The 22482-nt window shown below is 58.8% G+C and carries 20 protein-coding genes; 14 read left to right on the top strand and 6 right to left on the bottom strand.

Translation table 11 applies throughout. The annotated features are described in order from the left end of the window. Positions 1–222 precede the first annotated feature (222 nt). The 6 genes from BACI9J_RS12110 to BACI9J_RS12085 all read left to right on the top strand — a co-directional run bounded on the left by BACI9J_RS12110 (position 223) and on the right by BACI9J_RS12085 (position 7267). Positions 223–1293, top strand: coding sequence for an amidohydrolase (locus tag BACI9J_RS12110; protein ID WP_236558673.1), 1071 nt, complete (start codon positions 223–225; stop codon positions 1291–1293). 89 nt (positions 1294–1382) lie between these two features. Further along, positions 1383–1787 carry a Rid family detoxifying hydrolase gene (locus BACI9J_RS12105; RefSeq protein ID WP_159734603.1) on the top strand — a complete coding sequence of 135 codons (405 nt, stop codon included), beginning with the start codon at positions 1383–1385 and terminating at the stop codon, positions 1785–1787. 150 nt (positions 1788–1937) lie between these two features. After that, on the top strand, positions 1938–3572 hold the full coding sequence (locus tag BACI9J_RS12100; protein ID WP_159734602.1) for a PucR family transcriptional regulator: 1635 nt from the start codon (positions 1938–1940) through the stop codon (positions 3570–3572). A 205-nt stretch (positions 3573–3777) separates the two neighbouring features. Next, positions 3778–4926, top strand: a complete 1149-nt coding sequence (gene pdhA / locus BACI9J_RS12095; RefSeq protein ID WP_159734601.1) for a pyruvate dehydrogenase (acetyl-transferring) E1 component subunit alpha — start codon at positions 3778–3780, stop codon at positions 4924–4926. Next, complete coding sequence (locus BACI9J_RS12090; protein WP_159734600.1) at positions 4923–5933, top strand: alpha-ketoacid dehydrogenase subunit beta; 1011 nt, start codon at positions 4923–4925, stop codon at positions 5931–5933. Before pdhA ends, BACI9J_RS12090 begins: the two co-directional genes overlap by 4 nt. Continuing rightward, a complete protein-coding gene (locus BACI9J_RS12085) occupies positions 5930–7267 on the top strand; it encodes a dihydrolipoamide acetyltransferase family protein (protein ID WP_159734599.1) in 1338 nt (445 codons plus the stop codon). The genes BACI9J_RS12090 and BACI9J_RS12085 overlap by 4 nt, the downstream gene beginning before the upstream one ends. On the opposite strand, the gene BACI9J_RS12080 is transcribed toward BACI9J_RS12085, so the two are convergent. Continuing rightward, complete coding sequence (locus BACI9J_RS12080; RefSeq protein ID WP_159734598.1) at positions 7268–7753, bottom strand: Lrp/AsnC family transcriptional regulator; 486 nt, start codon at positions 7751–7753, stop codon at positions 7268–7270. 165 nt (positions 7754–7918) lie between these two features. Here BACI9J_RS12080 and BACI9J_RS12075 point away from each other — a divergent pair, with 165 nt between their 5' ends. From BACI9J_RS12075 to BACI9J_RS12045, 7 genes are all read left to right on the top strand, one after another. Then, a complete protein-coding gene (locus BACI9J_RS12075; RefSeq protein WP_159734597.1) occupies positions 7919–9202 on the top strand; it encodes an alanine racemase in 1284 nt (427 codons plus the stop codon). Positions 9203–9281: 79 nt separating this feature from the next. Continuing rightward, positions 9282–10127, top strand: coding sequence for a M55 family metallopeptidase (locus BACI9J_RS12070; protein ID WP_159734596.1), 846 nt, complete (start codon positions 9282–9284; stop codon positions 10125–10127). Between the two features lie 167 nt (positions 10128–10294). Continuing rightward, positions 10295–11749: an ABC transporter substrate-binding protein gene (locus BACI9J_RS12065; protein ID WP_159734595.1), complete on the top strand. Its 1455-nt coding sequence runs from the start codon at positions 10295–10297 to the stop codon at positions 11747–11749. Positions 11750–11804: 55 nt separating this feature from the next. Then, positions 11805–12740: an ABC transporter permease gene (locus BACI9J_RS12060; protein WP_159734594.1), complete on the top strand. Its 936-nt coding sequence runs from the start codon at positions 11805–11807 to the stop codon at positions 12738–12740. Next, positions 12737–13633, top strand: a complete 897-nt coding sequence (locus tag BACI9J_RS12055) for an ABC transporter permease (protein WP_159734593.1) — start codon at positions 12737–12739, stop codon at positions 13631–13633. Before BACI9J_RS12060 ends, BACI9J_RS12055 begins: the two co-directional genes overlap by 4 nt. After that, positions 13630–14565 (top strand): ABC transporter ATP-binding protein, encoded by a 936-nt coding sequence (locus BACI9J_RS12050; protein WP_159734592.1) that lies wholly within the window; start codon positions 13630–13632, stop codon positions 14563–14565. Before BACI9J_RS12055 ends, BACI9J_RS12050 begins: the two co-directional genes overlap by 4 nt. Before the next feature lies 1 nt (position 14566). After that, positions 14567–15370, top strand: a complete 804-nt coding sequence (locus BACI9J_RS12045) for an ABC transporter ATP-binding protein (RefSeq protein ID WP_159734591.1) — start codon at positions 14567–14569, stop codon at positions 15368–15370. A gap of 84 nt (positions 15371–15454) precedes the next feature. Here BACI9J_RS12045 and BACI9J_RS12040 read toward each other — a convergent pair whose 3' ends face one another. The 5 genes from BACI9J_RS12040 to BACI9J_RS12020 all read right to left on the bottom strand — a co-directional run bounded on the left by BACI9J_RS12040 (position 15455) and on the right by BACI9J_RS12020 (position 21332). Further along, the gene (locus BACI9J_RS12040) at positions 15455–16300 is read right to left on the bottom strand and encodes a M55 family metallopeptidase (RefSeq protein ID WP_159734590.1); all 846 of its coding nucleotides are present in this window, start codon (positions 16298–16300) and stop codon (positions 15455–15457) included. Between the two features lie 10 nt (positions 16301–16310). After that, a complete protein-coding gene (locus BACI9J_RS12035; RefSeq protein WP_159734589.1) occupies positions 16311–17177 on the bottom strand; it encodes a hypothetical protein in 867 nt (288 codons plus the stop codon). A 146-nt stretch (positions 17178–17323) separates the two neighbouring features. Continuing rightward, complete coding sequence (locus BACI9J_RS12030) at positions 17324–18928, bottom strand: ABC transporter substrate-binding protein (protein WP_201296575.1); 1605 nt, start codon at positions 18926–18928, stop codon at positions 17324–17326. Positions 18929–19047: 119 nt separating this feature from the next. Continuing rightward, positions 19048–19947 (bottom strand): serine hydrolase, encoded by a 900-nt coding sequence (locus BACI9J_RS12025; RefSeq protein WP_159734588.1) that lies wholly within the window; start codon positions 19945–19947, stop codon positions 19048–19050. Continuing rightward, complete coding sequence (locus tag BACI9J_RS12020; protein WP_159734587.1) at positions 19944–21332, bottom strand: serine hydrolase domain-containing protein; 1389 nt, start codon at positions 21330–21332, stop codon at positions 19944–19946. The genes BACI9J_RS12025 and BACI9J_RS12020 overlap by 4 nt, the downstream gene beginning before the upstream one ends. Before the next feature lie 166 nt (positions 21333–21498). Here BACI9J_RS12020 and BACI9J_RS12015 point away from each other — a divergent pair, with 166 nt between their 5' ends. Then, the gene (locus BACI9J_RS12015) at positions 21499–22482 is read left to right on the top strand and encodes an ABC transporter permease (protein ID WP_268891950.1); all 984 of its coding nucleotides are present in this window, start codon (positions 21499–21501) and stop codon (positions 22480–22482) included.

The raw sequence follows: 22482 nt of genomic DNA, 5'->3' as shown, positions 1-22482 counted from the left end.
CCGCTATCAGGCACTTTTATCTTCTTTGAGCTAAGCAGCCATACATGAGCTTTGACTTGGCGTTGCGGACTAAGATTTCGAGCTAACTTGGTGCTGACCCCTGAAGACAGGCTTTCATTGGCAGCATTGAATGTAGCTATGGCAGTAAAGGCTGAATCAAACCTCTCATCATCATTGACATCAAGCTCCCGGAAAGTGCGGCTTTCCAGGATTTGGAAGTATTTGAACCGGCATCCCGAGCCGAGCATGCGGGAATTCAAGACCACCGACTTTCTCAGGGTCATCATGGAGGAAGCAGGCCTTCAACCGCAGGAGTTCGGTGCATTTCCCGGGTTTGTCGTTGACGTGGGGAGAGGCAAACCCCGGGTCGGCCTCAGGGCGGACATGGACGCCCTGATTCAGGACATTGACGGGGTGCCGACGGCGGTGCACTCCTGTGGCCATGATGCGAACATGGCCATTGTTGCCACGGTGATGCTTGAACTTGCTGAAGTCAGTGACTCGATCGGGACGGGAGTGCGAGCAATCTTTCAGCCCTCCGAGGAGACCGGAAACGGGGCGGAGCTGGTGGCAGGACTTGGTGTTGCCGACGATCTTGACTACTTGTTTGGGGTGCATCTCCGTCCGGGTGACGAGCTTCCTTCTCCGTACTTTTCCCCGGCGATCGCCCACGGGGCCTGCCTCTTTGTTCAAGGCTTCATTCATGGTGAGGATCACCATGGGGCCCGGCCGCATCAGGGGGTCAATGCCATAGAAGTGGCTGGCGAGATCTCCGATGCACTGCATCGGATGAAGATCGATCCGCTGACGCCCCACTCCGCAAAGATGACCATGCTTAAGGCCGGAAGTGCGCTGAACGTCATACCTGGCAGTGCTCAATTCGGAATTGATCTCAGAGCACAGACCAATGGATCGATGGAGGTTTTGAAGCAGGGGCTCATTTCCTTGTGCCACCGCATCACCTCCAGTTCGTTGGTGACTATTGACTTGGAATTTCAAGATAGTGTCCCCGCCGCTTCGGTTGGCCCGGAAGCCGAGCGCATCCTCGCGACTGCCATCAAGTCGCAATATGGAACGGACTCCCTGATGCCTCGAACCGTTACCTCAGGTTCTGATGATTTCCACTTCTATTCGGTCCGAAATGAGCGTCTCCAAGCAGCCATGCTTGCAGTAGGTGCCGACGTTCGTCCGGGACTGCACAATCCTGGGATGACATTCGAATTTACGGCTATGGAACGCGCCGTGGCGGTCATGGTCGAGGCCTGCAGGCAGGCGCTTGTTCGCAACGTTTAAGTGGGACCGGACCTCACCCCTGCACAGAGCCGGGGGAGGTGACGATACCAGCACTCCCCAAGATGCAACATCACGAGATTGGAATAGCAATGCCTTCCACAACTGCTGACTCCCGAGCAATCACTACCACGGGTGCACCGATGGCAATCGGGCCCTACTCCCAAGCTGTGGCCAACGGGAACCTCATCTTTATCTCCGGTCAACTTCCTATCGATCCGGCCACTGATGGGATTGTAGAGGGCGGAGTCGCAGAACAAACCAAGCGAGTGTTGGACAACATCGAAGCAATCCTGCATTCGGAGGGGCTCACGCTTGGCAATGTCATCAAGACGACGGTCCTGCTGATGGATCTCGGGGAGTTCACTGTGGTCAACGCAATTTACGCGGATAGGTTCAATGAAGGCGTGCTCCCGGCGCGAGCGACCTTCCAGGTGGCTGGGCTGCCCAAAGGGGCGCTTGTGGAAATTGAAGCGATCGCGGCTGTCGCTGCGTGAGGTGTCCGCGGCATTCCAAACCTGATGGAACCGGCTCGCGACACGAAATGTGTTCCGGTCTGCCCGTTATGGACGAAGCGGCAAGTTGGTAGCCTCGTTAGCAGCCGTTATCGCACCATGACAGGTTTTTGATCGAGGAGATCCACTCGAATGACCGATCCGTTTGTCAGGCAAGCACAGCCATCGTCGAGGGGCATCACGATTGGAGTGCTCCTGGACAGCCTCGGTCCCGAGGTGGTGCGCCCTCTCGCGCTGCCACAAGGCCCTTCGGCGCCAATCGGTTCTCCCATAATCCATGATCCCGACCAGGTTAATATCGATCTCACCGATGCTGTGCTGCTGGTGCCTGGAAACCCGGATCCGGCCTTGTTCGGCACGGCTGCCGAGGGCCAGGTTGCAGCGGTAGTTGTGCGTGCCGGTGGCACGGAAATAGGGCGGTTGACAAAGCTTGCCAATCACTCCGGTATCACATTGTTGGAGTGTAGTGTAGAACTTTCTTGGGGCCAGTTGTATGTGCTGATCGATGCCCTGCGAGCCATCAGGGATCCGATCCACGATCAGGACGACAGGGCGGCGGACCTATTTTCACTGGCGAACGATATTGCCCTGCGGTCAGGTGGCGCAGTGGCTATTGAAGACTTGTCCATGAGGGTGTTGGCCTACTCCAGCATCCCGGGCCAAGTTGTGGATGACCTGCGCAGGGACGGTATCCTAGGACGAAGGGTCCCGGACCATCCCACCAATGCAGAAGACTATGCCAATGTGCTGCGCGCTGGAACGGCGACTTGGATAGGTATCGACGCCGACTTCCGCCCACGGCTCGCTATCGCCGTCCGTGATGGCGGTGAGGCACTGGGGAGTATCTGGGTGCAGTTGGGCGAGGCCCCCCTGGCTACCAACGCGGCGGAGGTCCTGACGGAAGGTGCCCGCCTTGCTGCGCCACATTTAGCCCGATTGAACGTTGCTGCCGATATTGACCGGCGACAACGGTCCGAGCGATTCGGTCAGTTGCTTCGAGGCCCTGTTCCTGACCGACAGCTCGCTGAGTCGTTTGGCTTGCGCTTTGACGCCCCTGCCACGGTGGTGGTGATCGGCCGTGACGAAGATTTGCCTGCCCGGTCTCGCGGCATGTCGGCCGAGTCGGCAGCAGTTCACGTGAGTGTACTGCTAAGGATGGCGTTCTCCTCGTACCGCCTGCAGACCGCCGTCGGAGCCGTCGACGGGCAGGCTGTAGCCGTTAGTGGCACCGCAGCGGATTCTCCAGTGTTGCAAAACATCCTCGCGTCTGTCCTGGCACGGGCCGGCGAAAGCCTGGGGGGCGGTTGGCGGGCTGGGATAGGCCGAACAATGGACACCGTGGCGGACGTGCCAGCCGGTTACGTCCAGGCAAAACAAGCCTTGGAAGTGATGTGCGGACCGCTCGGGCAGGGAGAGATCGGCAGGCATCAGGATCTGGGCGCATCTTTGTTTTTGCTTGAGGTGATGAATGCACTGAACTTGGAGCGGGGTGAGAACGTGGAGCCGCTCTCTCTGGTGGCTAACCACGATAGGCAGCACGGCACGGAGTACGTGAAAACGCTTCGCAGCTGGATTGCTGCGCACTACGACATCGCCAAGGGGGCAGACGCGTTGGTGCTACATCCCAATACCCTTCGGCATCGACTCCGCAGGATGGCAGAGGTGGTTAACATTGACGATCCTGACATCCGCCTCGCCTTGGCTCTGCAATTACGCCTTAAGGAAATCAGCACGAAGATGATGGACCGTCTGCCGCCGTCCGGCTAACTTGTGCTGCGGGATTTTTCCGGGCACCGTGATAACTATTTTGGTTCCGCTTCCGCCTTAACTGGGCTTCGTGTACAACCGTCGAGGGCCTTGTTGTGGGTGGTAACCCCGGATCAGTACCTTCTGATCCAACAGGCGTACGTATGGCAATACGCGTGGGAAACGACGTCGCTGTCACCGAACGACATCACAAAGGTGCGTGAATATGCTGGTACATGAGTTGAGCCTTGCATCAGGAGAGCAAGAACTACAGGATCCATCAGGGGAAGACCTCGTCCAACTGATTTCACCCGAAGGCCGCCGGCGGAAAAACTCCGACTTTGACCCCTGGGTGGAAGATGTAACTGATACCCGACTGGCTTCACTTTACGAGGACATGGTGGTCATTAGGAGGATCGATACGGAGGCCACGTATCTTCAACGCCAAGGTGAACTCGCGCTCTGGCCCCCGCTTCTCGGCCAGGAGGCGGCACAGGTTGGCTCAGGGCGTGCTTTACGGAACGAAGATTTTGTTTTCCCGAGCTACCGGGAGAACGGGGTGGCCTACTGCAGGGGTGTCGATTTGGGCGACCTTGTCCGAGTATGGCGTGGAAACGCGCACTCAGGATGGGACCCCTTCCAGCTAAACATGGCCACCCCGCAGGTCATCATCGGCGCCCAGACTCTGCATGCTACGGGTTATGCAATGGGAATCCAGCAGGATGGCAGTGACGCCGTTGCACTGGCCTACTTCGGGGACGGGGCAACCAGCCAGGGTGACGTCAACGAAGCGATGGTCTTTGCGGCCAGTTTTCGTGTTCCCGTCATCTTCTTCTGCCAGAATAACCAATGGGCCATATCTGAGCCTGTAGGTCTGCAGGCCCAGGTTTCGCTCTCTTCACGTCCGCTGGGTTTCGGCATCCCCTCTGTCCGCGTAGACGGCAACGATGTTCTGGCCGTACTTGCCGCCACTCGGTTGGCCCTCCACCGAGCGCGGACCGACGGCGGTCCAACGTTTATTGAGGCCGTCACCTATCGTATGGGTCCCCACACAACTGCAGACGATCCCACCCGATACCGTGACCCGCTCGATCTCGAAATGTGGGCTGCGAAAGACCCGATAGCCAGACTGGAAGCATTGCTTAAAGAGAAAGGAGCACTCACTCCCGAACTCGAATCATCCGTGGCTGCCAAGGCTGATGGTGTGGCCAAGGAGATGCGCGAAGCATGTATCACTATGCCGCCGCCGGCCGCCCTGGACCTTTTTAGCCATGTCTACAGCGAGCCGCATTCAGCGCTGGAAACCCAAAAGACCAATTACGCCCGCTACCTTCAGACTTTTGAAGGCGACCCCGTTGAAGGGATGAACCCATGAACACCATGACCCTCGGAAGGGCAATCAACGCGGGTCTGCGCAAGGCCTTGGAAGACGATTCGAAAGTGATACTCCTGGGCGAGGACATCGGAAAACTGGGCGGCGTATTTCGTGTCACCGACGGCCTGCAGAAAGAATTCGGAATCCATCGCGTAGTGGACACACCTCTGGCAGAGGCTGGGATCATGGGGTGCGCTGTAGGACTCGCCTACAGGGGGTATCGCCCCGTGGTCGAAATCCAGTTCGATGGGTTCATCTATCCCGCATTTGACCAGATCGTGTGCCAGGTCGCGAAGCTGTATTACCGGACTCAGGGAAGAGTCAAGATGCCGATTACGGTTCGTGTACCTTTCGGTGGTGGGATTGGTTCTCCCGAACACCATTCTGAGTCTCCGGAAGCTTACTTCACTCACACCTCCGGCCTCCGGGTAGTAGCGGCTTCGAATCCCCAGGACTCTTATTCCATGCTTCGTCAGGCCATCGCATCAGAGGATCCAGTAGTCTACTTCGAACCAAAACGCCGGTACCACGTCAAAGGCGAGGTAATTGAATACTCTGACCTGGAGGAGCTGTTGCCGATGGGTAACGCCCGGATCCTGCGTGATGGACGCGACCTTACGCTGGTCACCTACGGCCCTCTCGTGCCGACCGCCCTGGATGCTGCGCAGGCGGCCGAAGATGAAGGTTTGTCCATCGAGGTCATTGACGCCCGTTCGTTGTCTCCCATCGACTTTAACTGCATCGAAACTTCTGTTCGGAAGACCGGCCGCTTGGTGATTACCCACGAAGCGGCTCAAACGGGAGGTCTGGGAGCGGAGATCGCCACCACCATCACCGAACGCTGCTTCAACTATCTCGAAGCCCCGCCCCTTCGGATTACAGGTTTCGATGTTCCATACCCGCCCTCAAAGATGGAGGAGCACTACCTGCCCGATTTGGACAGGATCCTTGACGGTGTGGACCGGGCACTGGGCCGCCCCAACTCGCTGACAGGACTGGAAGCATGAGCGGGACCGAATTGAAGGAATTCAGCTTGCCGGACTTGGGTGAAGGCCTGACGGAGTCGGAGATTCTTAGCTGGAAAGTATCGGTAGGGGACCACGTTGCACTGAACCAAGTGATCGCGGAGGTGGAAACAGCCAAAGCCGTGGTGGAGTTGCCGTCTCCGTATGAAGGCACGGTGGCGGCACTACATGAACAGCCGGGAACGGTAGTTGCGGTGGGCGCGCCCATCGTTTCATTTACCGTCCCGGCGGATTCTCTGCATACTCCCGTAGAAGGGAACAGCCACGAGTCGGGTGTCACCCAGCGTGTACCCACCTTGGTGGGTTACGGAGCCGAGGTTGAAAAGTCCGGGCGCCCCAGCCGCCGTGCACGCAGGGCCCTGTTACAGGACCACCGGACCATCGGCGTGGACAAGGAAAATGTTGAGGGGGAGAGTTCCGACGCTGATATTGACCTTCCCCGCAGGGCAGGGCGGCCGCGGTGCACACCTCCCGTCCGCAAACTGGCGAGGGACTTGGGCGTTGACTTGGAAATGCTCACGGGCACAGGTCCGTCAGGACTAATCATCCGGCAGGATGTCAGCGCGGCTGCGATGAAGTCTGCGCGGCGGGAACTGCAGCCTGTTTCCAGCTCCGCCCGCGAGACCAGGACCCCCATCAAGGGGGTGCGGAAGCGCACAGCGTCCGCCATGGTCTCCAGCGCATTCACCGCGCCGCACGTTACGGAGTTCCTGACAGTGGATGCCACCGACGGCTTGGAACTGCTGGCAAGGCTCAAGGGAAAACGCGAGTATGCGGGCTACAAACTGACGCCCCTGACACTCGTGGCGAAGGCTGTCCTGGTTGCACTTAGCCGCAATCCCTCACTCAATTCCACGTGGGATGAAAACCGGCAGGAAATCGTGCACTTCAACTACGTCAATCTCGGAATTGCAGCCGCGACACCGCGAGGACTCATTGTGCCCAATATCAAGGACGCGGAAACTTTGTCACTCACAGGCTTGTCTAAGGCCCTGAGTGAACTTGCGGAGACGGCCCGAGGCGGAAAAACGAGTCCGGCGGCGCTCGCCGGTGGCACTATCACCATCACGAACATTGGAGTGTTCGGGATTGACGCCGGAACGCCTATCCTCAACCCGGGCGAAGCTGCCATCTTGGCGGTGGGGTCTGTCCGGCGCTTGCCTTGGGAGCACCACGGAGAAGTTGCGCTGCGCAGTCTAATGACACTTAGCCTTTCCTTTGACCATCGTTTGGTGGATGGCGAGCAGGCTTCCACGTTCCTGGCAGACGTGGGCTCCATTGTCTCGGAGCCCAGCACCGCTTTAGTCATGATGTAGTCAGGCGTGATCCAGCAGCTGGTGGATCCGCAACGGTATTAGTCTTTTCAGCAACAGGGAAGTGGTGCTGCGACGTATCCCTGCGCACTCCGTAATCGCCTGCCCAAGCCTGAACAGATCCTCCATGTCCCGCGCAACAACGCGGATAGCCAAGTCCGCTTCACCTGCCATGCCTTGTACTTCGATGACCTCGGGAATGCTGCCTAAAGCTTGGACGGCTGCGTCCAGGGATGACTGTTCAACTTCGGCGGTGACGAGCGCGGATATGGGTAGTCCCAATGCCTCAGGGGCGATGCGTGTGCTGTGGGGGAACAAGGAGCCTCCGGTCATCTTTCGTTCCAGCCTCGTCTGAACGGTACCTCTGGCAAGTCCCAGCTTTTTGGCAAGGAAGAGAATGGGGATTCGTGGGTCATCGTCCAGCGCCTTGAAAACGGCTTTGTCCGTACCGTCAAATATTTGCAGTGTTTTGGAGTCTGCGGTGGTCATGGAGGCTAAGGTATCAGTCCCATGACGATCGTCAAGGTTCCGCAAGGGGTCTTGCAAGGACTTCGTCCGAAAGGAAGAAACCAAGGCCCAGACCTCTGCCTGCAGCACCAAGGACGCAGATTCACGGCGGCGTATCTTCGAAGAAAGACCGAGGAGAACCCTTCAATGGCGCTAAATGATGTGCGTACCCCTGCTACGCAAAAGATTCACACTGAGCCGGCTGACTACCGTTTCAAAGCATTCCCTTCGGGCACGTCCTGGCTTTCCCTGGCAGAAATTCCGGAACAGGACTGGAACGCGCTCAGCGGAGACTTCTCCCTGCCGGTCATGGTGCTCAAGGAAGCAGAGCTAAACCACAACATTGAGCGGATGGCCGCTTGGTGCAATGGGCGTGGGGTCCTTCTGGCACCGCATGCGAAGACGACCATGAGCCCGGAGCTGGTTCGCCGGCAGATTGAGGCTGGTGCATGGGCTGTCACGGTAGCAACGGTGTCGCAGGCGCGAGTCCTGGCTGAGTTCGGAATGAGACGGATCATCATTGCCAATCAGGTTCTCGCCCGAGCTGATCTTGAATGGATCTGTGCTTTCCTTCGCGGAGATGTGACACGGGAAGTCTACGTTCTGGTGGACTCCCTGGCAGGTGTTCGCCTGATGGATGAAGCGTTGAGCGGCATCGGTGAGGCCGGGCGTTCCCTGCCGGTGCTGCTCGAACTCGGCTACAACGGAGGCAGGGCGGGATGCAGGACCACGGATGAAGCGCTGGCAGTGGCATCCGCCATTTCATCCTCTGCCCACCTGGAGCTGTTTGGCGTCGAAGGTTTCGAGGGTTTGGTCCCAGGCGAAACAGCCATTTACCGCCTCATTGCTGCGAGGGCTTTCCTTGCCGCCATGACGGCTACTGTGCTTGCCCTGCACAATGCCGGCCTCCTGCCGTCGCGTCCGATGGTCACCAGCGGGGGGAGCGCCTACTTCGATGAAGTGGTCCGTGAATTTGTTGGCGAATGGCAGGGCCCGCCCATCAGCGTTGTCCTGCGAAGCGGGTGCTACATCACTCACGATCATGGCCTCTATGAAACAGCGTCACCTCTACGTGACGACGCTGACCCCTTCCTTCCGGCCCTGGAGGTGTGGGCACACGTTTTGTCTGTACCTGCCACCGGCTTGGCAATCCTTGGGTGCGGCCGACGGGATGTCCCTTATGACGCCGGCATGCCGGTTCCCTTGAGGGTGAGGAATGCCGACAGCGAAAGAGGACTTGCCGATGCCAAGGTCACCTCGCTGAATGACCAACATCTCTTTCTTTCGTTTTCAGATGAGAATCGCTTGGCTGTTGGCGAATTGGTCTGCTTGGGGATTTCACATCCATGTTCCGCCTTTGACAAGTGGCCCCTGATTCCCCTTGTCGACGACTCCTACCAAGTGGTCGGCGCCGTCAAGACCTATTTCTAAACCGTCACCGTCCTTGCGGCGCCCAGCCGAAGATCGGCGCGGCCCGGAGTACCGTGCAGCGATCCTAAGGAGATTCACAATGAAGGTCTATATCTCAGTGGACATGGAAGGCATTGCCGGAATTGCCACCTACGACCAGGTTATTCGTGGCGGAAGCGGCTATTCGCGTGCCCAGCTGCTGATGACCTCTGAGACGAACGCCGCCATCGAAGGCGCCTTCGATGGCGGCGCGACGGAAGTTCTCGTAAATGACAGCCACGGAACCATGGACAATCTCATCCACGAGCAGCTGGATCCACGAGCACGAGTCATTTTTGGTTCCCCCAAAGCGTTCTGCATGGCCGAAGGCCTGACGTCCGATTTTGATGTGGCGCTGTATGTGGGCTATCACGCTCCAGCCGGCTCTGAGGGCGTACTGGCACACTCTTTCTCCGGTTACTTTGCAAGCTTCCGGGTCAACGGCGCTGTGGCTTCCGAAGCGTCCGTGAATGCGATGTTTGCTGCCACAAGGGGCGTGCCCGTCGGTTTGGTGACAGGAGACGACATTATCTGTGACATTGCGCGGAGAAGCTTTCCGGGCGTTCGAACTGTCCAGGTGAAGGAAGCCCGCGGTGTCATGGCGGCCAATAGCCTGTCGCCCCAAGAAGCCCGGAAACAGATCAGAAACCAAGCCGCGGATGCTGTTCGAGGGAACGGCGGAACGCAGCTTTTGCCCGTTCCAGACGGCATACGGCTTGAGATCGGATTTCAGACGGCGCTTGCTGCCGAACTCGTGGAGGCCGTGCCCGGAGTAGTCCGCACCAGCAACCTGTCCATTGCCCGGGAGCTCGACTCGCCGGAGGACCTCCTGGGAATGATCGCCACCAGTTACAACCTGGCGGGCCTCGCTGCCAGGACGGTGTACTCACTCGTCAACCGGACTTGAGTTCCGCCGAACCAGTAAATCCCTCACAACCGGCACATGCCTGACATTTAGGAATAACAATGTTCTCAACAAAATGGTTGCCAAAGCTGGCTGCTGTGACTGCCGTCTCGTCGCTACTCCTGGTGGGTTGCTCTCCAGGTGGGTCCACGTCATCAGAGGACCCGGGGGTGCCCAAAAGCGGTGGACAACTTGTTTTGGCCAGGGAAGCGGACGCATCAACGTTGATGCCGGCCGATGCCTCGGACAATGAGTCGATCTGGACGGTCGAAGAAATTTTCGACACCCTTCTTGTCCCTTCCGTGGACGGGGAAAGTCTCAATCCTGCCCTCGCCACCGCGTGGGTGCAGTCCGAAGATAAGCTTGCGTGGACGTTCACCTTGCGGCCCGACGTCAAGTTTTCCGACGGAAGCCCGCTCACCTCGGCAGACGTGAAGTTCTCCTTGGAGGCCGCTTCGGACCCGGACTTGCCCTCGGGTTTCCTCAACGAGCAGATCGAGACCGTTGAGGCGCCCACACCCGGGACTGTGGTCATCAAGACGAAGACCGCATGGTCTCCACTGCCCTCGGTGCTGGCACTTTTTGCCAACTCCATAGTCCCGGAGAATTACGGCGGATTGTCCAGGGAAGACTTCGCGAAGGCCCCTGTGGGGTCCGGTCCTTTCAAGGTGAAGAACTGGACCAAGGGGCAACAACTGGAACTCGTCAGGAACACGGCCTACTGGGGCGCTGACCGGCCATACCTGGATGCAGTGACGTTCGTGACCGTGCCCGACGCCAATACCCGTGCGACGCAACTTCAGGGCGGCCAAATCACCATCAACGAAGCCCCGGCCGCGAGTAGTTTCGCCGCATTGGCGTCAACCCCAGGACTAAAAGCTTCAGCATTCGACAGCAGTCTGACCAGCTTCCTCACGCTCAACAATTCCAGAGCTCCTTTCAATGATGTCCATGTGCGGCGCGCCATTGCCTCCGCGATTGATCGCGAGGCGATCCTGAAAGCTGCGTACTTTGGGCAGGGTTCTGCTGCCGGTTCGTTCCTGAGCCCGGCCTACTGGGCCTACGACTCAAACGTAAAGGGCCGGCAGCTTAATCTCGATGAAGCCAAGAAAGAGATGGCCAGCTCTTCCCACCCACGGGGGTTCGACGCGAATATCCTGGTGACCAGTGGCAATGCTACCCAGCTGACCATCGCCCAGATCCTGCAGAGCGAGCTCGCCGAAATCGGCATCAACGTCACCATTAACCAGATGGAGCCTGCATCACAACGGGCAGCCCGGAAGTCGATGGACTACGACATGGCCATCAGCGTGGCCACCACGGACATCACGGATCCCGACGAAATGGTGCGGTTTATTGCAGTGCAGTCGGGCGGGTCCAACGCCCTGTACACGGGCTACGACAATAAGGAAGTCGCTGATTTGGCAACCCAGGCAGCGGGCCTCAGCGATCAAGCTGAAAGGGTCAAGCTCTACTCAAGGATCCAGCAGATGGTCGACGAAGATCAGCCGATGGTCCCGTTGTTCTACCTGCCAGCCCTCTACAGCTACAGCGACACCGTCCGCGGTTTCCAACCGTCCATCACTGGCAACTACAACCTGGTCAACACATGGCTGTCCAACTAGTGCATCGCGGCCAACCGGTGGCGTCCTGGACCCCCAGCGGATCGGATGTCAGGAAATGACCCGGTTCCTGGTTCGGAGGCTTGGCTTGCTTATCCTTGTGATTTGGGGCGTAGTCACTGCGACGTTCATCCTGGTCCACGCCACTCCAGGTGATCCTGCCCGGACAACGCTGGGCGACAAGGCCTCCGAATCGGCTGTCCAGGCCCTTCGGAGCGAATGGGGATTGGACCAGCCTCTCGGTGTGCAGTATTGGAACTTCCTGGGTGATCTCCTCCACGGCAACCTCGGAAACTCATTTCAATTCCGAACCCCGATCGAGTCCCTACTCGCCGAACGGCTACCAACCACGCTTCTGCTAATGCTGCTGGCTGTGGTGTTCGCCGTGGTGATTTCCCTGCCGCTCGCGACCTGGGTGGCTGTCCGTGGCCGGGGTGGTGCGGACATCGGAGTTCGCGTCTTCGGCGCTGTTGCACAGGGCACTCCTGCGTTTCTGATCGGTACCCTGCTGGTCATCGTCTTCGGCCTGAACTTGCGCTGGTTTCCGGTAGGCGGTTACGGAAGAACAACCGGGGAACATCTCCACTCCCTCGTCCTGCCTGCCCTGACAATCGCTCTGGGAATTGTTCCCATGCTGGTCAACAGTTTGAGGGCCTCGCTAACGGATGCATTGCAAAGCGACTTTGTTGCCTTTGGCCACTCCAAAGGGCTCAGGCGATCCACAGTGATGGTTACGTACGCCATCCGCAACGGCAGTATTTCCGGCGTGACAATTCTGGGAATCCAAGCCGGCGCACTGGCAGGCGGGGCACTGGTGGTCGAAAAGGTGTTTGCGATTCCAGGTATGGGAAGTCTCATGCTGGCAGGCATCCTGGGACGGGATTTCCCCGTAGTGCAGGCCACCACGCTGATATTTGCGGGAATTGTTGTTGTGGTCTACCTCGTCACGGACTTTTCCTATGCCCTACTTGACCCGAGAGCGAGACTGGCATGACCCAGACACTTTTACCCCAACCACCGGCCAGTCCCGGATTCACCGCTTCAAAACGGCCAAGGCGGTTTGGTCTGCGGCCCTTGCGTCGCGGGGCCAACATCGAACTCATCATCGGAGGGACCGTTTTCGGAGCCATGGTGCTGGCGGCAGTATGCGCCCCGCTCCTGACTCCGCATGACCCCACTGCGCAGGACCTGGCGAACACCTTGTCCGGGCCAAGCGCTGCCCACCCCTTGGGGACTGACAACCTTGGGCGGGACACTTGGAGCCGCTTGCTGTTCGGCGCCCGCAGCGACCTTGGAATAGCCTTTTTGGCAGTACTCTTTCCCTTCGCCCTGGGCACTGTTGTGGGAGCACTGTGTGGCTACTTCCGCGGCTGGTTCGACACTTTGATAATGCGCATCGCCGACGTTGTTTCCGCTTTCCCGTTCTTTGTTCTGGTCATTACCCTGGTGTTTGTATTCGGGAACGGACCCATGAGTATCTTTCTTGCCATCAGCTTGGTGAGCTGGGTGTCCTACGCACGAATAGTGCGCGCCGAGACACTCGTCATCAGGAGCAGGGACTTCATCCAGTCCTGTGAAACCGGCGGCTTGAGCAACGCCCGCATCGTGGTCAGGCATGTCCTCCCCAATACCGCGACGCAGGCCATTGTGTTCGCAATGAGTGACGTCGTAGCAAACATTGGCGTCATTGTGACGCTGAGCTATTTCGGGCTCGGAATTGTTCCGCCTACTCCGGACTGGGGACAAATGATCAGTGACGGTCAACAATTCCTGGCCTCGGGAAACTACTCGCTTGTCCTGATTCCCGGTGCAGCAGTCATCCTGGCGAGCCTCTCCCTTACATTCCTAGGGGATGGAATTGCCAACACCTTGCGGGCCAAGCGATGAGGGGGATCCCGGTGGTGGAGTCGTTGCTGACAGTCGAAGGACTATGCGTTGATGTTTCCATCCAAGGCCGTGCCTACCCGGCGCTAAGGGACGTATCCTTTAGCGTTCAGCGGGGGGAAGCCCATGGCCTTGTGGGGGAATCAGGGTCCGGGAAGAGCCTGGCACTGCGTTCGCTGATGGGTTTGCTCCCGCAGAACGCAAGGGTCAGCGGAGGAAGTGCATTTTTCAACGGAACAGACCTTTTTGCCAACAATGGCAGGAATATCCGAAAAATCCGCGGCACAGGAATATCGATGGTTTTTCAGGAACCTGCTGTGGCGCTGAATCCCATTGCCCGGGTTGGCACGCAGATATCGGATGGAATAGCCCAGCGAAAAGGACTCAGCCGGAAGGAAGCCCGGAATTGCGCCATCCACATGATGAGTTTGGTGGGAATACCCAACCCGGAACTCCGAGTGGACGCTTATCCGTTCCAGTTGTCCGGGGGGATGAGGCAGCGGGTCATGATTGCCGCCAGCGTTGCTTGCGAACCTGAGCTGATTCTGTGTGACGAACCCACAACGGCCCTTGATGTCACAGTTCAAGCGCAGGTTCTGGCTCTCTTCGCGGGGCTGAAGACGGAGTTGAACGCGGGCATACTTTACGTCACCCATGACCTGGCCGTAGTTTCCGAACTCTGCAGCACCATCAGCGTTCTCTATGCCGGGCGATTGGTGGAGTCCGGTACCGCGGCCGAGGTCTTGGGGAATCCGCAGGAGGACTATACCCGCGCCCTCCTCTCGGCCACCCCGCGCATTGATGAGCCGGGTCAACGGCTGCAACCAATACCAGGAACCACGTTGGCGCTCCGGGACAGGCCAGCCGGCTATTCGTTCGCAATGCGGATGGCGGACCACGGCCCTGGTATCCAATCGATCTCTAAGGAGCTGTAGCATGTCCAACACTCAGCCAAACCGGCCCGGCTGTGACAACATTTTGGAGATGCGGGACATACGGGTGGAGTTCTCCAGTGGCCGTGGCCGCAGCAAGCGCCAAATCGTTGCCCTGAACGGCGTGGATCTTTCTGTCCCGAGGGGCACGATTCTGGGATTGGTGGGTGAATCCGGTTCAGGGAAGTCTACATTGGCCCGGGTGCTGACCGCTTTGGAGAGTTCATTTACCGGGACCATGGTCTTCAACGGTACCCACTTGCCAGCGCGCAGAACCAAGGAACTAAGGCGCCAGATCCAGATGGTTTTCCAAGACCCGTATTCTTCCCTGGATCCGAGGATGACTGTTCGTCAGACGCTGGCCGAGCTGTTAAGTGTCCACAAGATTGTAGAACGGCGCGATGTGAACAAGCGCTGCCGGGAACTCATGGAGCAAGTTCAGTTGCCCGAGAGGGCATTGGACACTTACCCGATCTCCATGTCCGGTGGGCAACGACAACGAGTGGCCATTGCCAAGGCACTGGCCCTTGAACCATCCCTGTTGGTAGCGGACGAGGCCGTGTCCGCCTTGGACGTCTCCGTACAAGCCGGCATCGTCAACCTTATGGCCGATCTGAGGGACGAACTGGGGTTGTCTGTCTTGTTCATCGCTCATGATCTGGCGGTGGTCCGCAGTCTTTGCGAAAACGTGGTGGTGATGTACCACGGCAACATCGTGGAAGCCGGGACCACGGAAACGGTCTTCGCGGAACCACGCGACGGATACACTAAGACCCTCCTCCGCTCGATCCCACGGATAAGGTACTGACGCCAGCTGCCTTATGAGAGGGTTAAACAACTTTGCAGGAGCCGGAACAGGCTCCTGCAAAGTTGTTTAACCGTGATGTGAAAGTTAGTTCAGGGACTCTCGAAGAAACATCGTCTTCGCGGCCACCGCAGCCAGCTCGTACGTAGTCCCAATCATTCCAAGAAGTTCTTCGGACGTGTCCACCTCCCGGGCGATCACGAGGTTGCTGATTCGGGATACGCCGGGGACGGCTTCCAAAAGTTCAGCGGCCAACGGGTTCTGGAAGCCGATCTCGAGCCGGAGTCGATCCGGAACGGGTAGCAACCGGGTCTTTTCCACGCCTTGGACGGCTGCGCGGGCACTCTTGCGAATGGCCTCGCGGGCGAAACCAGGGGAGAGACTGTTTGCTGCCTGGAATCCGTGGGCTACCTTCACCGGAACGGTCACCACTCCCGGAAACTCTTGCTCGGCAATGGCACAGATGACGTCGTCCCCTGTCACCAAGCCAACGGGAACCCCTCGGGTAGCGGCGAAAAGCCCATTGATGCTCGCTTCTGATGCGATCTCTCCATTGAGCTTGAAACTGGTGAAGAGCGCGGAGAAGCTGTGGGCCAACAGGCCCTCCACGCCGGCAGGGGCATGGTATCCAACGTAAAAGGCAACATCGAAGTCCGACGTCAGGCCCTCGGCCATACAGAATGCCGTAGGTGAGCCGAAGATAACGCGAGCCCTGGCGTCCAGATCCTCGTGCAGGAGGTTGTTCATGGTCCCGTGGCTATCGTTGACCAGAACCTCCGTGGCACCGCCTTGGAAGGCACCTTCAATTGCAGCGTTAACTTCCGCTGTCATGAGTGCTTGTGCCCGTGGGTAGCCTCGGCCTCCCCGGATGATTTGGTCGTATGTGGCCACTCCCGAGATGCCCTCCATATCAACAGAGATGTATACCTTCATGTGAGTCTCCTTAGAACGTGAATGCGGCGGGTGTGAGCTTGTACCAGCCCGTACGGCTGACTCCTGATGCAACGTAACCGGACGCCAATGCGGCTTCCAGGATGGCGCGGAGGTGCGAGCGCCATAGAGCGGCTTCCTGCGGGTTTGTTCCTCGTAGGGCGATAATGTCCCGGGGCGCCCGGCACCATAGATTGCCCTCGGACTGCACCAACGCAGGCTGCGAGTCGGGGCCGTATTCCATGACCCGATCCAGTGCGCCCTGCGGAAGGGTTACCTCTTCGGGCAGCCCTTCGCTGCACTGGATGGTGCGCGCAGAGGATAACGGCCATACGACAACCAACCTGTCGGATTGGTCATTGGCATTAAGTTCGTCCTGCATTTCACCGTAGAAGTTTCGTTCATACTCTGAAGCAACAGCGCCCAGCTTAGTCAGGTTGAACCGGGCATTCCGGCTGACCAGTGGATCGAACGTCCATGTCATGGTTTCCATGCCGCGCGCCAGGGACCAGGCCCGCTGGTGTTGCTTCAGGGCGAAGCCTACGCCTCTGTCAGCAATGCCCGGAAGCACCCCGGCAATCAGTGAGTACACTGACCCTTCAGGTGAAACGATTGCCACCGCGGTTCCGCAAAGGACCCCTTCAGGGGTATAGGCGGCTGCGACGTTGCACCCTGCATGAGAGATGCTGCGCAGCAAATCGAAGGGGATGGGAGCTCCGTGAGGAGACATTCCCCATACGGAGACCAGCAACTCTTCAACCTGCTGGAGCTTGTCCCGGTTGTGCTCGTCTATGATGTGGACGTTGGCCGTGGCCGCCGCTGATGCTGCAGTGAACAGTGCGCGCTCTGCGGAGGGGTGGGCGTCAAGATTCAGTGACATGATTCAATCCTTGCGTGGTGAGGGGCGTCTGGCTTTGTCCGCCCGGACCAACAGTTGACGCACTGCTTGTCTGGAAGAACCACTCCGAAAATAGGGAATGCTCCGCCCTGCGGAACAGGACGAAGCATTCGCTGTGAACGGGACTTTTAGCGGAGCATGCGAACCGAGGCAGGAGCCAACTGCCCGTCGGCCAGTTCGAACGTAGCGCCCTGGGCGAAGGTTGGGGTTGTGGAGTTGACGAACGGTACGACGTCGACGTGCTCAAAGATTTGCTTCTCGGCAGCGGCCCAATGTTCGCATCCCGCCTCACCGGTGGTGGCAACAGCCTTCTGGACGTTCTCCAAGTAGCCAGGATTGGTGATGTAGGCAAAATTGGTGCCCTCGGGAGGGGTGGGTCCTGATACAAGAGGTACCAGTTCATTTGGCAGTGCTACGCCTATCGGCACAAAGGCCGCCCCCCATCCTCCTTGTCCGCCAAGAATCAGGGAGCTCCCCTCGGCATCCGTGACCGGCCGCAGTTGAACATCCACACCGATCCCGGACCAAACTTCCTTGATCAGTTCCGCCCCGGCGGCAAAAGAGGGGCCCATGGTGCTGGGATAGAAGAACTCCATTTTCAGGGGCGTCCCGTCTTTGCTCCGCACGCCATTCCCGGCGGCTTTCCACCCTGCTGCGTCCAACGCGGATTTTGCCGCTTCGAGATCGTGCTCAGGCAGATTGCCGCTTAGCGTGTCCTGCTTGCAGGGGCTCAGCACAGGCGCAATGAGACCCGTGGAGGGCTTACCCGTGCCACTTGTCACCACTTGCCCGAGTTCATCGAGTTTCAGGGCTTGAGTCAACGCGCGGCGGACATTCTCATCCGCACCCGGGGAACCTGGCTTCTGGTTGAACCAGATTTGCCCCAAGGCCGTGACCAAATCACGCTGGAAGGCTTTCTTGCCTTCAAGCCTCTGTTTGTCAGGTCCAACAATGGTGGCAGCATTCACTTCCCCGGACAGCAGTAGATTTGCTGCCGTGGTCTCATTGGCGATGACTTTGAGGACAACTTTGTCTGGCAGGCCCTCCTGGTCCTTCTTCCAGTCGCCCGGGCCCCATGCGTAGTCCTTGCGGCGGGTCAAGGTGTAGTGGTCTCCCGCTGCTACCTCAGTCACTGTGTACATCCCGGTACCGTCCGCCCCTTGGGCGAGGATACTGCGGTCTTTCGCTCCCGCGGCACAGACGATAGGCAGTCCGCCCACGTTGCGGATCAGGAAGGGCTCGGGCGACGCCGACGTGACGGTCACGGTTCCGGCGACGCTGTCAGCAGTAGCTGTGCCACCAGGAGGAACATAGACGCCCGTCCGTGTGGAGTTATTGGCGGCGTCTCCCACGAAGTTGATGTTGGCTGCCACAATCTCCGGCGTTAAAAGGGTGCCGTCCGAGCATGTGATGTCTTTGCGCAGGGTGTAGGTGACGGTGGTTTCTGTCCCCTCCCAGGTCTGCGCCAGGCCCGGGATGATGTTCCCGTCGGGATCAAAATTGACCAGTGAATCGTAAAGGAACCTCGTGGCCTGCTGGGTAATGGAATTGGAAGCAAAGTGGGGGTCCAGGGAACCCGGGTCCACGCTCAGCCTCAAGGTGAACGTTTTGCCGTTCGCGAGCTCCCCGCCGCCGGCCTTCGGCGCGGAACCAGAGCAGGCAACCATCGTCACTGATAGCGCCCCGATGGCGGTGATGCTAAGAACCGCTTTGATCATGCCGTGAATTTTCATGGGGTTATTCTTTCCGCATATGTTCCAGAGGCCTTTAGCTAAGGCGACAAGCGCCGACGTTAGCGTTTGTCCAAAAGGACTACGAGGCCTCTGGCGGTGGAGATGGATGTCCTGGCCGTTTACTGTTGGCGCAGGAAATCCACAGCCAAGCGCGCCGCTTGGCCAATTGACGCATCGATAGCGGGCTGAGGGTCCTCAAGGGTCGCCGCCCTGGTAAAGACGGCGACGGCATAGTGGCGACCGTCCGGATACGTCACTACTCCCACCTCGTTGCGTATGGCCGGAAGGGTGCCGGTCTTGCCGGCTACCAGAACGCTCCCGTCGAAACCGGACGCAAGGCGCTGCCGCCAAATCTGCTGGGCCATCATTAACCGGACTCGCTCGCACGCCTCCGGTGAGCCTGCCGAATCCGTCCAGATGGCCTCCAAAAGGCGAACGATGTCCCGGGCCGTAGAGGAGGGTGTCCTGGCCGGGTCAAGGATTCCCAAGGACCAAATCTGCTGGGGCGTTGCCGCCGCAAGTATGGCCTCTAAATCGACGGGGCCGGCCTTCGGGTCCATGCCAAGATCTTCCGCCACCTGATGGTCCAGGTCTTCCCCGCACCCGATGATCTGCGTGTGTTTGAGGTTCAAGTCATCCAGGACGGCGTCCACTGCAGCTTGGCCCAAACGGTGGTAGAGGACGTCCGTGGCGGCATTGTCACTCATGGCCAGCATGAAGAAGGCCAGATCACGCCAGCTCATTTCGACGTCGTCCGCGCAGCCTGCGGTCCCCAGACCTCCTACCCGGTACCGCGAAGTCACGGTGGTTCTCTCAGTTTCCACCAGGCGGCCCGCCGAGACTTCCCGTGAGTAGGCAACGGCAAAGGGCACCTTGAAGACAGAAGCCAGGACTACGGGTTCATCCGCGTTCAGAGAAACCTCGGGACCATCGATGACCCCGATCTCCCGTGCGTGCAGGGATCCCACAGCTCCTGCAGAAGCGAAAATCCCTGCAAGTTTCTCCGTTTCCATGTTCATGCGTTGGCGCGGCGATCGGCCCGGCCGGTATGGACGAATAGTGCCCGGCCTTCACCGTCATCGCCGAGGAATACATGAGGTAGGTGCATGCCGTATTGCAATTGCGCAGGCAAAAAGTTGTCCCCGCCGGCTGCCACCAATTCAATCTTTTCCGTCTGGTCCCCAACTTCCTCGTAGAGCCCCTTGGGTGTTCTTTCCAGCCAGATCCTGCCTTCTGCGTCCTGGCTGACCACAACGTCGGCAACCTGTGAGCAGTACTGGCCCACGTAACGGGATGCATCTACTGGCGTTTGTGATTCGGAGGGAGCAGGAAGTTGCGGCAGGCCGATGCCGGCAAACTCCCGCAGCACACGTTCTCCGATTTCCGTAAACACCGAAAGCGGGGTGCCCCCATTACAGAAAAGTGCGAGGGAAACGTCCTTCTCCGGGCAAAGCCGCAAGAAGGCCGTCTGGCCGATAGTGCCGCCGTCGTGACCCACTACAGTGCCGCCGTCGTAGTCGAAAAGTGCGAAGCCGAGGCCCCACGCAGCGCCCATCCATCCCAAATCCGGCAGCTTCACTTGTGGTTTCAGCATGGCAGCAGCGGATGTGGCGCTGAGTATTTGCTCTCCTGATCCCGTTCGCCCCGAATCAAGGTGCATCTGCGCGAACTTGAGGAGGTCACGTGGACTCATGGTGAGCATGGCCCCCACAGGAGCAGTTGAGCGAGGCAACGCCCAGATAGGGCTCACCTGAGGCTCTTCACCTTCGTTCTGGACGATGTGTCCCACCGCAGTGCGGAAGAGAATGGCCTCGTAGGGGCCGTTTGCCGCGTGAGTGAGTTCCAGCGGCGCGAACAGAAACTCGCGTAGGCACTCGTCATAGGGCTTACCACGCAGAACTTCCATCATCCTGCCCAGCACCACGTATGCCGCGTTGTTGTAGGAGAACATGGTGCCCGGCGTGAATAACTGCGGAACTTCTCCAAAGGTCTCCACAAGCTTGGAAATGGCGTCGTCACCCTGACCGGTGTCGGTGAAGATGTCGCCCTCAAATCCGGCAGTGTGACTCAGCAGTTGGCGGGTGGTAACAACGGCAGCGGCTGACTCATCTTTGAGTCGGAAACCAGGGAGGTAAGTCGTGACTGGAACGTCGAGATCAATCTTCCCTTCGTCTACCAGTTGCATGATGAGGGTGGCTGTCCAGAGCTTGGTGATCGAACCAACTTGGAACAGCGAGTCCGTGGTCACCTCGACGCCGGTGTTCTTGTTGAGCACGCCGGCAGCGGCCTCTATCACCTCGCCCTTAACAGAGACCGCTACAGCCGCGCCCGGAACCTGATGTTCGGCCAGCAACGCGGGGAGGCGGCCTTCCAGCCAGGTACGAAGTTCATTGAGATTGGTCATTGGCCAATGGTAAGGCGCGGACTAACCGGCGCTTTTGTCCATTCCCACTATCCATGGCGAAATGCATGGGCCAAAAGGCCAACGGCCTCCGGAAATGTGAGCCACATAATAGAGATCGCCGGTCTCGTGGGAGGTCCATGAGACCCAAAAAGCAGGAGTTGAAAACTTGAGCACTGCACCTAGTGTCGTCGCGGTCGCTATAAGCAGTCCGTGGACAGGCTTTGCGGCGCGAAGGATAGGTCGCTTGGTGGTTTCCATCTGGGTGCTGGTGAGCGCGTCCTTCCTCATGATCCATCTGATTCCGGGCGATCCAGTGAGGTCCGCGCTGGGTGCCACGGCTCCGGCTGCCTTGGTGGAGGCCCGACGTGAAGCTTTGGGTCTCAACGACCCCCTTTGGCTGCAATACTTCCACTACCTCCAGGGCTTGTTGAGCGGAAACCTTGGAACCTCCATGACTTCTGACCTGCCGGTAGCTCAGGTCATAGGCGAACGATTTCCGGCGACCTTTGAGCTCGCCGGTCTGGCCTTCATGCTGGCCGTCCTGATTGCAGTACCTCTGGGTGCGCTGATGGGAGTGCTCACGAGAGGCGGCCGGCGCCGTCGGACAGAGCTCGCCTTCACATCCACTTCGATCTTGGTGGCAGCAATACCGGAGTTCCTCCTAGCCGTGGGGTTGGTGTTCTTATTCGCCGTACACCTCGGCTGGTTTCCGGTGGCTGGACGATCCGACGCGAGCTCGTACGTCCTACCCGTTCTGTCCATGGCCGTCGGCTCGGTTGCTGTACTGGCCCGCATCGTGCGGGTGGAAATGCTCTCCGTCCTCGGTGCTGACTACGTTCGCACTGCCCGTGCCAAGCGACTCCCGGACTGGGTGGTGTATTTCAGGCATGCCCTGCCAAATGCCTTGACTGCCACACTGACCCTCGGTGGCTTGATGCTCAGTGCCATGGTGGCAGGAACAGTCCTGGTGGAAAACGTCTTCGCCTGGCCTGGTCTTGGCAGCACTATTGTCGCGTCCATCCTCGCCAAGGACTACCCAGTGGTTCAGGGTGTGGTGTTGGTTTACGGCATGGGTGTGTTGCTGGTGAATCTTTTGGTTGACGTAGCACTGGGGCTGCTCGATCCGCGTTCGACGATTAAAGAGAGCTGA

It is taken from the genome of Arthrobacter sp. 9V (genome assembly GCF_902506065.1).
Lineage (GTDB): Bacteria > Actinomycetota > Actinomycetes > Actinomycetales > Micrococcaceae > Arthrobacter.
This window is presented reverse-complemented; position numbering and strand designations above follow the sequence as displayed.